Source organism: Pseudomonas sp. NPDC089530 (assembly GCF_050280705.1).
Lineage (GTDB): Bacteria > Pseudomonadota > Gammaproteobacteria > Pseudomonadales > Pseudomonadaceae > Aquipseudomonas.
Genome location: NZ_JBNNVU010000068.1, coordinates 18157 through 29655, shown reverse-complemented (window position 1 = coordinate 29655; position 11499 = coordinate 18157). Strand labels below are relative to the sequence as shown.

Below are 11499 nucleotides of genomic sequence, written 5' to 3'. Positions count from 1 at the left end.
GCAAACGCTCCCTGGGCACCCCTCGGTTCGCACGTGGTGTACGTACCGTCCTTGAGGCGGATGATCGCGTTCTCGGCACGCTTGGCGTACAGCGCGTTACCGCGGATGCGCGATTTGTGCATCACGTATTCGGCGTTGTCGACCTTGGCCTCGCCAGTGTCCAGTTGCACATCGGCGTGGTCGCCGACCAGCAGGGCGCCGTTGTCGCGGATGCGCACGTTGCCGCTCAGCTCGCCGCGGTTCTCGGCCTGGTACAGGTTGGCCTCATCGGCCTCGACCTGCATGCTGCCCTGGCGCATGACCACGTCACCGGCCAGGGTAGCGACCTGTTGCTCCTGCTGATAACGCGAAGCCTTGGCGCCGATAAAGGTCGGGGCGTCACTTTTATTCGTCTTGTCATTCATGCCAGGACGAATCGGTTCGATATAGGCACCAGCACAGTAAGGACCGGTCTCGGCCAGTTGGGCGGCGGTGAGCTTCTCGCGCGGTACCCAGTCGAGGTGACTGTAGTCTTCACTGCGGGACTTCAGGCCACGGCCCTTGGACTCGGTAACCAGCATCGGCTTGGCGCCGGTGTCTTCGCTGCCTTCGGCCTGGGTCGCGGTGCTCGAACTGACCGCGCTCGCGTCATGCACGGGGCGCGGAGGCAGTTGAGCCGCGTTGGTCTTCGGTGCGCAGTCCCAGCCACCTGAAGCAGAGACCGAGCAGTCATACTGCTCTGCGGCGACCACGAACGAAGCGGCCAGGGGTTGCAGGGCTAGCAGACTGCCAGTAACCAGCAACGGAAATTTTTTACGAAACGCGGGGGATTTCAATGCCATCTTATTAGTCCGGGCTTCCTGCGTGCCATCTGCCCGCGGTGTTGGGCCGCACGCCTCTCGATGGTCTGAAAAAGATGCTGGATAATAAAGCATGACCCGCTTGACGGCTAGCGCCGTCGGAGACCCTTGCAATGCCTGACCAAGATGTACGCTTGCAACACCTGAAAGTTTGGCTCGATGAGCAGTTGTCGATTGTTTATGCCTCCAACGGTTGGGGCCCCGTGCCCCCGGCCACATTGACCGCAGCCAGTAGCGACGCGAGTTTCCGGCGGTATTTCCGTTGGGAAGGCGAGGGCCGCAGCTTTGTCGTGATGGATGCCCCGCCGCCACAGGAAAACTGCAAACCCTTCGTGGATATCGCCCATCTGTTGGCAACGTCTGGCATCAATGTGCCGAAAATTTATGCCGAGGATTTGTCGCGGGGCTTTCTTTTGCTCAATGACCTGGGCAACAAGACCTACCTGGATGTGATCGACGGCGAGAATGCCGACGCCCTGTTCAAGGATGCGCTGCAGGCCTTGCTGGCCTTCCAGCAGTTGCCGATGGAGGCGCCGTTGCCCAGCTATGACGTCGCCCTGCTGCGTCGTGAGCTGGAGCTGTTCCCCGAGTGGTACGTGGGCCGCGAGCTGGGTATCGAGCTGGATGAGCAGCAGCGTGCGCAGTGGCAGCGGGTCAGCGACCTGCTGATCGACAGCGCCCTGGCCCAGCCCAAGGTGTTGGTGCATCGCGACTATATGCCACGCAACCTGATGCTCAGTGAGCCCAATCCGGGGGTGCTGGATTTCCAGGACGCGGTCTACGGCCCGGTGACCTATGACGTCACCTGCCTGTTCAAGGATGCCTTTCTCAGCTGGCCCGAGGCGCAGGTGCGCAGCTGGCTGCAAGACTACTGGCAACAGGCGTCGCGGATCGGCATTCCGGTCCAGCCTGAGTTCGAGGACTTCCTGCGCGCCAGCGATCTGATGGGGGTACAGCGCCATCTCAAGGTGATCGGGATCTTCGCGCGGATCTGCCACCGTGACGGCAAGCCCCGTTACCTGGGCGATGTGCCGCGTTTCTTCGCCTATATAGAAGCCGTTTTGGCCCGTCGGCCGGAGCTGGCGGAGCTGGGCGAACTGCTGGCCAGCCTGCGCCGACCGGTCGGAGCCTGTGTATGAAGGCAATGATTCTGGCCGCGGGCAAGGGCGAACGGATGCGCCCCTTGACCCTGACCACGCCCAAGCCGTTGATCCGTGTCGCTGGCGTGCCGCTGATCGAGTACCACCTGCGGGCCCTGGCCCAGGCCGGTTTTACCGAGATCGTCATCAACCACGCCTGGCTGGGGCAGCAGATCGAAGATCATCTGGGCGACGGCTCGCGTTTCGGCTTGAGCATCCACTACTCGCCGGAAGGTGAACCGCTGGAAACCGGCGGCGGTATTTGCCGTGCCTTGCCGTTGCTGGGCGACGAGCCTTTCCTGGTGGTCAACGGCGATGTCTGGACCGATTACGATTTCCGCCTGCTGAACCGGCCGATTTCTGCGCTGGCGCATCTGGTGCTGGTGGATAACCCGGCTCACCACACCGCCGGCGACTTCATCCTTGGCGACGATGCCCGGGTGCGAGACGCCGAGCCGGGCGCGCAGACCCTGACCTACAGCGGTATCGCCGTACTGCACCCCGACCTGTTCCTGGGGTGTGCCGCGGGAGCCTTCAAGCTGGCGCCGCTGCTGCGCAAGGCGATGGCCGACGGACAGGTCAGCGGCGAGCGCTTGCCGGGGCACTGGGTCGATGTCGGTACCCATGAGCGCCTGGCGGAAGTCGAAACCTTGCTAGAAGCGAGCCGCTGATATGTTGTGGCCAGGGACTCTGATCGGAGCCGGGGCTGGCTTTGCCATAGCCAGTATCCCGGGGGCCATGCTGGGCGCGTTGCTGGGACAGGCGCTGGACCGGCGCCTGCAACTGCATAATTGGGCCCAGGTACGCGAGCGGCTGGGCGGTCGCCCGGCGCTGCGCAACGATGAATTGCTGTTCGTGCTGCTGGGGCGCCTGGCCAAAAGCGATGGCCGGGTGGTCGACGGCCATATCCAGCAGGCGCGTCTGGAAATGCGTTCGCTGGACATGGGTGATACCGCGCAACGCCGCGCGATCGCCGCGTTCAACCGCGGCAAGTCGGGCAACGACCGGCTGCGAGGCTACCTGCGCCGTCTGGCGGCACAGCCCCATGCGGCCGAGGGGGTATTGCGGGCTTGCTGGCGGATGGTCTGGGCCGATGGCCGGGCCAGCACCGCCGAGCGTGAGCTGATTCAGACCTGGGGCAAATGGCTGGGCTGGACCACGCAGCAGGTGCAGGCGCTGGCGGCGGACTACGAACCGAGCAAAAAGCCGTTGGCCAACAGCAGCGGCGCCTATCAGGAGGCCCTGCGCCTGCTGGGGGTCTCGGCGACCAGCGAGCCCTCGCAGATCAAGCGTGCCTATCGGCGCCTGCTCAGTCGCCATCATCCGGACAAGATCGCCGGCAGCGGTGCCAGCCCGTTGCAGGTACGCGAAGCCACGGAAAAAACCCGCGAGCTGCACAGTGCCTATGCGCTGATCCGCGAGCGTCGGGATTTTCGTTAAGGGCAACACCCCACGTCCAGCCCCATGCTTATAAAGAAGCTGGGGTCGGACATGACGGGGTTCAGTCTTGCGGTTGCGGGCTCAGCCAGCCGCGTACGCGTCTGAACAATTGCTCGTTTTGCGCCTTGCTGTTGCCCGGCAGGGCGTTGAGCGAGATCTGGGTGAAGTTGGCGTTCTTCTGCCGCTTGCTGGCTTGCAGGCGCTCCAGCGCGTTCTTGCGAGCCTGTGCGTTGTCCTTGTAGAAAAAGTCGGCGGTCGCCAGCTTCAGGGTGGGTGTCAGCTCAGCCAGCCCGGGTTTGCCGATGGTGGGCGTCTGGGCGGCCACCAGTACCAGCTTTTGAATCTCCGGCGGCTGTTTTTCGCTCAGGTAGCGTGTGGCCCAGTAGGCTCCGCTGCCGTGCCCCAGCAACACGATGCTGCGGGCGTTCTGCTGCTGGACGTAGGTCACCGCGGCATCGATACGGGCGAAGATCCGCTCGGCATCGGCCTTGGCCTGTTCTTCGCTGCTCTCCACCACTGCGCGATCGGCGATCTCGGCTTCGCCGCCGGCGGCCTGTTCGATCGGTTTGGGCGCTGCCGTGGCTGCATCTTTGCTGCTAGTGTCGGCGGGCGCGGGGGCCGGTGTGGCCTCGACGATGCGCGGTTGCGCCGCATCGCTCTGCAGATCGGGCAAGGTCAGACTCAGGCTGCCCCAGTCGGCATCCGGCAAGCGGCTGCGCAAGGGGCCGATTGCCTGGGGCCAGTCGGCGGTTTCGCCGGCGCCCGGGATGATGATCACCGCGCCCTTGGGGTCGCTGGTGTTGGCCGGTTTCCACAAGGCCAGGAAGCTCTCGCTGCCGGCTTGCAGGGACTGTTGTTCGCTGGCCGGCATGACGCGTTCGAGGGCCGCGGCCTCTTCCTGGCTACGCTCAGGGAGCGGTTGGCGCTCAGCCGGTTTTTCCGCGGCGGCCGGTTCTGTCGGGGTAGGTTCCGGATCGGCCGCCTCGACCGAAAAGGCACAAGGCAGGATCAGCGACAGGCACAATGCGGGCAGTGCCGAGCGGTGGACAAGGGGCATCGGTTATTCCAGGCCAGAAGTAATCCCGGCAGCCTAATGGGTTGGTCAGTATTTGTCAGTGTGTGAGATTTCAGATGAAGCGTTTTCGCTGCCTGCTGGTTATCGGCTGTATCTGTCTTCCCTTGATGGCCTGGGCGGCGCCTGCGCCGCATATTGCCCAGGCAGCGTTGAGCCCCGTGCAGCGCCAGTGGCTGGAGCAGCATTCGCAGTTGCGGGTCGGCGTGGTGCTCCAGGCCCCCTATGCCCAATACGATCGGCGGCTGCAGCGGTTGTCCGGGGTCAATATCGAGCTGATGCAGTGGCTGGCCCGGGCGCTGCAGGTGGAGCTGAACTGGCGCAACTATGCCGATCAGGCCCAGCTGGAAGCGGCGGTGCGCGCCGGTGAAGTCGACATGGCCCCAGGCCTGACCCAGACCCCGGCCGGGCTGCGGCTCTGGCAATTTTCCGACCCTTACATGCGCGTGCCGCAGTTGGTGGTCGGCGAGCAGAAAGGGGCCGGCGCGGTGGAGCTGGAAAAGCTCGACAGCCAGACCCGCGTGGCGGTGCGCATGCCCAGTGCGGTGGCGGACTACCTGCGGGCGACCTATTCCAACCTCAATCTGCAGGGCGTGCCCCTGGAGCGCCAGGCCCTGCAGTTGCTGCTCAGCCAGCAGGCGCAGTACGCGGTAATCGACGAGGCGCAACTCAGTCGCCTGTCGGTGGAAGCGGAATTCGCCGATCTGGCGGTGGTGGGCGATATCGGCCTGCCGCAACTGCTGCGGGTCGCGACCCGCCGCGATTGGCCGGAACTGGCGGATATCGTGCAACTCGCCTTGCACGGCATCGCCGCCAAGGACCTGGAGCAACTGCACAATCGCTGGCTGCAACCCAAGTACCCACGGCTGAGCGAGTCTCGCGGTTTCTGGCAGAACCTCAGCCTGTTATTGGTCGTGCTGCTGTTGGCCGGCCTGGCCATCGTTATCTGGCAGCGGCGCCAGCAGCAGGCGCTCGAACAGCGGCTGCTGGTGACGCGTGAGGATCTTGCCCGCCGCGAGGCCAGCGAAGAAGCCTTGCGCCTGACCCAGTTTTCCATCGACCAGAGCACGGTGGGCATCCTCTGGGTCAACTGGGACAGCCATGTGCGCTACGCCAACCGTGCGGCCGAGAGCATGCTCGGCTATGCGCCGGGGGCAGTGGTCGGGCGGCCGTTGATCGACTTCGAGCCCAACTTGCACATGGACCGTTGGCTGGGCTTGTGGAAGCGTGCCCGGGCCAGCGAGGAGGTGCCGCCGAGTTTCGAGACTCAGTGTGTCCGCGCCGACGGCAGCATCCTGCCGGCCGATGTGTCGCTGAGCTTCCTGCGCTTTCGCGACAGCGAGTACCTGGTGGTCTACCTCACGGATGTCACCGAGCGCCGTCGCGCCCTGGCCGCCCTGCAGGAAAGCGAGGCGCGCTTGAAGGGTATCGCCGCCAATGTGCCGGGGCTGGTGTTCCGCCTGGAACGGGCGCCGGTGACCGGGCAGATCGACTTCGCCTATATCAGCGAGGGCAGCGAGAGCCTGGTGGGCTATTCCCCGGCGACCCTCAGCCATCGGGACATGGGGCTGCGCAGCCTGGTGCACCCGGAGGACAAGGCCAGCTATCACCAGACCCAGGACCATGCCCTGGACACCGACAGCGACTGGTCCTGGCAGGGGCGGATCCTGACCCGGCAGGGCGAACAGCGCTGGGCGGAGATCAAGGCCATCACTCGCCAGCTCGACGATGGCGCCTACGTCTGGGACGGCATCGTCTGGGACATCAGTGAAAGCAAGCGGATCGAACTGGAGCTGGCCAGTTCCCGGGAGCAACTGCGTGAACTGTCGGCGCACCTGGAAAGCGTGCGCGAAGAGGAAAAGGCGCGCATCGCCCGGGAAGTGCACGACGAACTGGGCCAGATGCTCACGGTGCTCAAGCTGGAAACCTCGATGTGCGAACTGGCGTACGCGCAGCTCGACCCGGGGCTGCACGAACGCTTGAACAGCATGAAGCGCCTGATCGCCCAACTGTTCCAACTGGTGCGTGACGTGGCCACGGCATTGCGTCCGCCGATCCTCGATGCCGGGATCGCTTCGGCCATCGAATGGCAGGCACGGCGCTTCGAAGCGCGCACGCAGATTCCCTGCCTGGTGCAGGTGCCGGACAGCCTGCCGGTACTCAGCGACGCCAAGGCCATCGGTCTGTTCCGGATTCTCCAGGAGGCGCTGACCAATGTGATGCGCCATGCCCAGGCGCATACTGTGGAACTGACCCTGAGCCTCGAGCGCGACCAGTTGTGCATGACCATCAGCGACGATGGCCAGGGGTTCGAGGTCGAGGCCGGGCGACCGACGTCCTTCGGCCTGGTGGGCATGCGCGAGCGGGTGCTGATCATGGGCGGCAGCCTGAGCCTGGACAGCCACCTGGGCGAGGGCACCACCCTGAGCGTCACCGTCCCGCTGGACCTGTAGGTAGGGGCAACCTGCGTCTGCAGCGATCATCACCAATAACAAGAGGTACGAGCTTTGATCCGTGTACTGGTAGCCGAAGACCACACCATCGTCCGCGAAGGCATCAAGCAGTTGATCGGCCTGGCCAAGGACCTGACGGTAGCGGGGGAGGCGAGCAACGGCGAGCAGTTGCTGGAAACCCTGCGGCATGTGCCGTGCGAGGTGGTGCTGCTGGATATTTCCATGCCCGGGGTCAACGGCCTGGAAGCGATCCCGCGGATTCGAGCGCTGAACAATCCACCGGCGATCCTGGTGCTGTCCATGCATGACGAAGCGCAGATGGCGGCGCGGGCGCTGAAGGTGGGGGCGGCAGGGTATGCCACCAAGGACAGCGACCCGGCGCTGCTGCTGACGGCGATCCGCAAGGTCGCGGCGGGCGGGCGTTATATCGATCCGGAGCTGGCGGACCGGATGGTCTTTGAAGTCGGCCTGACGGATGCCCGGCCCCTGCATTCGCTGCTGTCGGAGCGGGAGTTTTCCGTGTTCGAACGGCTGGCCCAGGGCGCCAACGTCAACGACATCGCCCAGCAGTTGGCCTTGAGCAGCAAGACCATCAGCACTCACAAGGCGCGGCTGATGCAGAAGCTCAACATCACGTCCCTGGCCGAGCTGGTGAAGTACGCCATGGAACACAAGCTGCTCTGAGCGCCAGGGCCTTCCATACCCATTTGCGACATGGGAAAAGGCCCTTAGCCATTATTCCCGTCAGGCGTGTGCCAGGACTTATCCAATCGCGCCATTCTTGTAGGGCAATCCCTACAAAGAACCTTCCATCCGGCTGAGGACAATCTCTCATACCCCCCGATTTGCGCGGTCTGCGGCCTCCACTAGGCTTAGTCCACAGCCGTCAAAAAACAAAAGGTGTGGGTATGAGCGAGGTCGATTCAAGCGCTGGGGCGAGTGATGTACTGGTCAGCTTTCGTGGTGTGCAAAAGAGCTACGACGGCGAAAACCTGATCGTCAAAGACCTCAACCTGGAAATTCGCAAAGGCGAGTTCCTTACCCTGCTCGGGCCGTCCGGCTCCGGCAAGACCACCAGCCTGATGATGCTGGCCGGCTTCGAGACCCCGACCGCCGGGGAAATCAAGCTGGCCGGGCGGGCCATCAACAACGTGCCGCCGCACAAGCGCGATATCGGCATGGTGTTCCAGAACTATGCGTTGTTCCCGCACATGACCGTGGCCGAGAACCTGGCGTTCCCGCTGTCGGTGCGCGGCTTGAGCAAGACCGACATCAGCGAGCGGGTCAAACGCGTGTTGAGCATGGTCCAGCTCGAGTCCTTCGCCCAGCGTTATCCGGCGCAGCTGTCCGGTGGCCAGCAGCAGCGGGTGGCCCTGGCCCGGGCCCTGGTGTTCGAGCCGCAGTTGGTACTGATGGACGAACCCCTCGGCGCGCTGGACAAGCAGCTGCGCGAACACATGCAGATGGAAATCAAGCACCTGCACCAGCGCCTCGGCGTGACCGTGGTCTACGTGACCCACGACCAGGGCGAAGCCCTGACCATGTCCGACCGGGTGGCGGTGTTCCACCAGGGTGAAATCCAGCAGATCGCTCCGCCACGGACCCTTTACGAAGAGCCGAAGAACACCTTCGTCGCCAACTTCATCGGCGAGAACAACCGTCTCAACGGCCGCCTGCACAGTCACAGCGGCGACCGCTGCGTGGTCGAACTGGGGCGTGGCGAGAAGGTCGAGGCGTTGGCGGTCAACGTGGGCAATACCGGCGAGCCGGTGACCCTGTCGATCCGTCCGGAACGCGTGAGCCTCAACGGCTCCAGCGAAAGTTGTGTCAACCGCTTCTCAGGGAGGGTGGCGGAATTCATCTATCTGGGCGACCACGTCCGGGTTCGCCTGGAAGTCTGCGGCAAGACCGACTTCTTCGTGAAACAGCCGATTGCCGAGCTCGATCCTGCTCTGGCGGTGGGCGATGTGGTTCCGCTCGGCTGGCAGGTCGAGCACGTGCGCGCGCTCGACCCACTTCTAGAGGCGCATTGATCGCCCCCTTGCTTCACCAACCCTGCACGTGGAGAGAACAAGAATGTCGAGATCCCTGAAATTCACCGCGCCCCTTGGCGCTATCGCTGTGGCCTTGGGCCTGATGGGCGCGACACACGCGATGGCGGCGGGCCCGGACCTGACCGTGGTGTCCTTTGGCGGGGCGAACAAGGCGGCTCAGGTCAAAGCCTTCTACGCCCCTTGGGAAGCCGCGGGCAACGGCAAGATCGTCGCCGGCGAATACAACGGCGAGATGGCCAAGGTCAAAGCCATGGTCGACACCAAGAGCGTGTCCTGGGACCTGGTAGAGGTCGAGTCGCCAGAGCTGTCCCGCGGTTGCGACGAAGACATGTTCGAGCAGCTCGACCCGGCGCTGTTCGGCAAGAGCGAGGATTACGTCAAGGGCGCGATCCAGCCTTGCGGCGTGGGCTTCTTCGTGTGGTCGACTGTCCTGGCCTATAACGCCGACAAGCTGAAAACCGCGCCCACCAGCTGGGCGGATTTCTGGGACACCAAGAAATTCCCGGGCAAGCGCGGCCTGCGCAAAGGCGCCAAGTACACCCTGGAATTCGCCTTGATGGCTGACGGCGTGGCGCCCAAGGATGTGTACAAGGTGCTGGCCGGCAAGGACGGTCAGGACCGTGCCTTCAAGAAACTCGATGAACTCAAGCCGAACATCCAGTGGTGGGAAGCCGGCGCCCAGCCGCCGCAGTACCTGGCGTCCGGCGACGTAGTCATGAGCTCGGCCTACAACGGCCGGATCGCCGCGGTGCAGAAGGAAAGCAACTTGAAGGTGGTGTGGGCCGGCGGTATCTACGACTTCGACGCCTGGGCCATTCCGAAGGGCCTGGACAAGGCCCGGGCCGAAGCGGCGAAGAAATTCATCGCCTTCTCGGTGCAGCCGCAGCAGCAGAAGACCTACTCGGAAAACATCGCCTACGGTCCGGCCAACACCCAGGCAGTGCCGCTGCTGGCCAAGGACATCCTGAAAGACATGCCGACCACCCCGGAAAACATCGCCAATCAGGTGCAGATCGACGTCAGCTTCTGGGCTGACAACGGCGAGCAGCTGGAGCAGCGTTTCAACTCGTGGGCCGCGAAGTAAGCGCCATGCCGTAGGGGCTTGCCTGCGATTGGCGAGAACGGGGGCTGCAAGACCTCCGTGCCGTCGCGGGCAAGCCTCGCTCCTACAGGTACTGCGTTGTTAACAGCAGCGGCGGCGGCCTGCCCGCCCGCTGCAACGATCAAAGATTTCCGGAGTTCGTCATGGCCATTACCGTTCCCCTGAACGAGGTCACCAGCCCCAGCCTCAAGCAGCGCCTGGCGCGTGCCGAGCGGGTCAACCGCTGGAAGGCGCAAGCGCTGATCGCGCCGCTGGTGCTGTTCCTGCTGCTGGTGTTTCTCGTGCCTATCGCGGCGCTGCTGTACAAGAGCGTCGGTAACCCGGAAGTGGTGGAGGGCATGCCGCGCACCGTAGCCGCCGTGGCGGCCTGGGACGGACGCGGTCTGCCGGCCGAGCCGGTGTACAAGGCACTGAGCGACGATCTGGCCGAGGCGCGCAAGCACCAGACCCTGGGTGATCTGTCCAAACGCCTGAACATGGAGCTGGCCGGCTATCGCAGCCTGCTGACCAAGACCGCCCGAGCCTTGCCGTTCAAGGACGAGCCCGCCTCTTATAAGGAAGCGCTGGAAGCCATCGACGAGCGCTGGGGCGACCCGGCCTACTGGCAGGCGGTACGCCGCAACACCAGCAGTGTGACCCCGTTTTACCTGCTGGCCGCCGTCGATCACCGGATCGACGACCTGGGTGAAATCGCTCCGGCGACCCCGGACCAGGCTATCTACCTGGATATCTTCGCCCGGACCTTCTGGATGGGGCTGATCATCACCGCCATCTGCCTGGTGCTAGCCTATCCCCTGGCTTACCTGCTGGCCAACCTGCCGGCGCGCCAGAGCAACCTGTTGATGATTCTGGTGCTGTTGCCGTTCTGGACCTCGATCCTGGTACGTGTGGCGGCGTGGATCGTGCTGTTGCAATCGGGCGGCCTGATCAACAGCGCGCTGATGGCCATGGGCGTGATCGACAAGCCGTTGGAGCTGGTATTCAACCGCACCGGGGTCTACATCTCCATGGTGCATATCCTGCTGCCGTTCATGATCCTGCCGATCTACAGCGTGATGAAAGGCATCTCGCCCACCTATATGCGCGCGGCGATTTCCCTGGGTTGCCATCCGTTCACCAGTTTCTGGCGCGTGTATTTCCCGCAGACCTATGCCGGCGTCGGCGCCGGTTGCCTGCTGGTGTTCATCCTCGCCATCGGCTACTACATCACCCCGGCCCTGCTGGGCAGCCCGAACGACCAGATGGTCAGCTACTTCGTCGCCTTCTACACCAACACCAGCATCAACTGGGGCATGGCAACCGCCCTGGGCGGCCTGCTGCTGTTGGCAACCATCGTGCTGTACCTGGCCTACAGCTGGCTGGTAGGCGCCAGCCGCCTGCGCCTGAGCTAAGGAGAGAAT

The 11499-nt window shown here is 64.0% G+C and carries 10 protein-coding genes; 8 read left to right on the top strand and 2 right to left on the bottom strand.

Translation table 11 applies throughout. The features are described 5' to 3' along the window. A partial coding sequence (locus tag ACQKQA_RS22045; protein ID WP_427562361.1) for an LptA/OstA family protein occupies positions 1–821 on the bottom strand: 821 nt, incomplete at its 3' end. A 131-nt stretch (positions 822–952) separates the two neighbouring features. On the opposite strand from ACQKQA_RS22045, the gene ACQKQA_RS22040 reads away from it, so the two are divergent. From ACQKQA_RS22040 to ACQKQA_RS22030, 3 genes are read left to right on the top strand one after another with little or no spacing between them, the layout of a single operon-like run. Further along, on the top strand, positions 953–1978 hold the full coding sequence (locus tag ACQKQA_RS22040) for an aminoglycoside phosphotransferase family protein (protein WP_427562358.1): 1026 nt from the start codon (positions 953–955) through the stop codon (positions 1976–1978). Continuing rightward, entirely contained in the window at positions 1975–2649 is a 675-nt protein-coding gene (gene murU / locus ACQKQA_RS22035; protein WP_427562355.1) for an N-acetylmuramate alpha-1-phosphate uridylyltransferase MurU, read from the top strand. Before ACQKQA_RS22040 ends, murU begins: the two co-directional genes overlap by 4 nt. 1 nt (position 2650) lies before the next feature. Beyond that, positions 2651–3418, top strand: coding sequence for a TerB family tellurite resistance protein (locus tag ACQKQA_RS22030; protein WP_427562352.1), 768 nt, complete (start codon positions 2651–2653; stop codon positions 3416–3418). Between the two features lie 61 nt (positions 3419–3479). On the opposite strand, the gene ACQKQA_RS22025 is transcribed toward ACQKQA_RS22030, so the two are convergent. Then, positions 3480–4475, bottom strand: a complete 996-nt coding sequence (locus tag ACQKQA_RS22025) for an alpha/beta hydrolase family protein (RefSeq protein ID WP_427562349.1) — start codon at positions 4473–4475, stop codon at positions 3480–3482. A gap of 74 nt (positions 4476–4549) precedes the next feature. Here ACQKQA_RS22025 and ACQKQA_RS22020 point away from each other — a divergent pair, with 74 nt between their 5' ends. From ACQKQA_RS22020 to ACQKQA_RS22000, 5 genes are all read left to right on the top strand, one after another. After that, complete coding sequence (locus tag ACQKQA_RS22020) at positions 4550–6943, top strand: PAS domain-containing sensor histidine kinase (protein ID WP_427562346.1); 2394 nt, start codon at positions 4550–4552, stop codon at positions 6941–6943. Positions 6944–6997: 54 nt separating this feature from the next. Further along, positions 6998–7627, top strand: a complete 630-nt coding sequence (locus ACQKQA_RS22015; RefSeq protein ID WP_427562343.1) for a response regulator — start codon at positions 6998–7000, stop codon at positions 7625–7627. Positions 7628–7851: 224 nt separating this feature from the next. After that, complete coding sequence (locus ACQKQA_RS22010; RefSeq protein WP_427562340.1) at positions 7852–8976, top strand: ABC transporter ATP-binding protein; 1125 nt, start codon at positions 7852–7854, stop codon at positions 8974–8976. 43 nt (positions 8977–9019) lie between these two features. After that, the gene (locus ACQKQA_RS22005; RefSeq protein WP_427562337.1) at positions 9020–10081 is read left to right on the top strand and encodes an ABC transporter substrate-binding protein; all 1062 of its coding nucleotides are present in this window, start codon (positions 9020–9022) and stop codon (positions 10079–10081) included. Positions 10082–10242: 161 nt separating this feature from the next. After that, a complete protein-coding gene (locus ACQKQA_RS22000) occupies positions 10243–11490 on the top strand; it encodes an ABC transporter permease (protein ID WP_427562334.1) in 1248 nt (415 codons plus the stop codon). Positions 11491–11499 lie beyond the last annotated feature (9 nt).

Bases quoted from the DNA above. Each gene is read 5' to 3' on its own strand.
- ACQKQA_RS22010 (WP_427562340.1), top strand. From the start codon at position 7,852: ATGAGCGAGGTCGATTCAAGCGCTGGGGCGAGTGATGTACTGGTCAGC.
- ACQKQA_RS22000 (WP_427562334.1), top strand. From the start codon at position 10,243: ATGGCCATTACCGTTCCCCTGAACGAGGTCACCAGCCCCAGCCTCAAG.
- ACQKQA_RS22040 (WP_427562358.1), top strand. From the start codon at position 953: ATGCCTGACCAAGATGTACGCTTGCAACACCTGAAAGTTTGGCTCGAT.
- murU (WP_427562355.1), top strand. From the start codon at position 1,975: ATGAAGGCAATGATTCTGGCCGCGGGCAAGGGCGAACGGATGCGCCCC.
- ACQKQA_RS22025 (WP_427562349.1), bottom strand. From the start codon at position 4,475: ATGCCCCTTGTCCACCGCTCGGCACTGCCCGCATTGTGCCTGTCGCTG.
- ACQKQA_RS22005 (WP_427562337.1), top strand. From the start codon at position 9,020: ATGTCGAGATCCCTGAAATTCACCGCGCCCCTTGGCGCTATCGCTGTG.
- ACQKQA_RS22020 (WP_427562346.1), top strand. From the start codon at position 4,550: ATGAAGCGTTTTCGCTGCCTGCTGGTTATCGGCTGTATCTGTCTTCCC.
- ACQKQA_RS22030 (WP_427562352.1), top strand. From the start codon at position 2,651: ATGTTGTGGCCAGGGACTCTGATCGGAGCCGGGGCTGGCTTTGCCATA.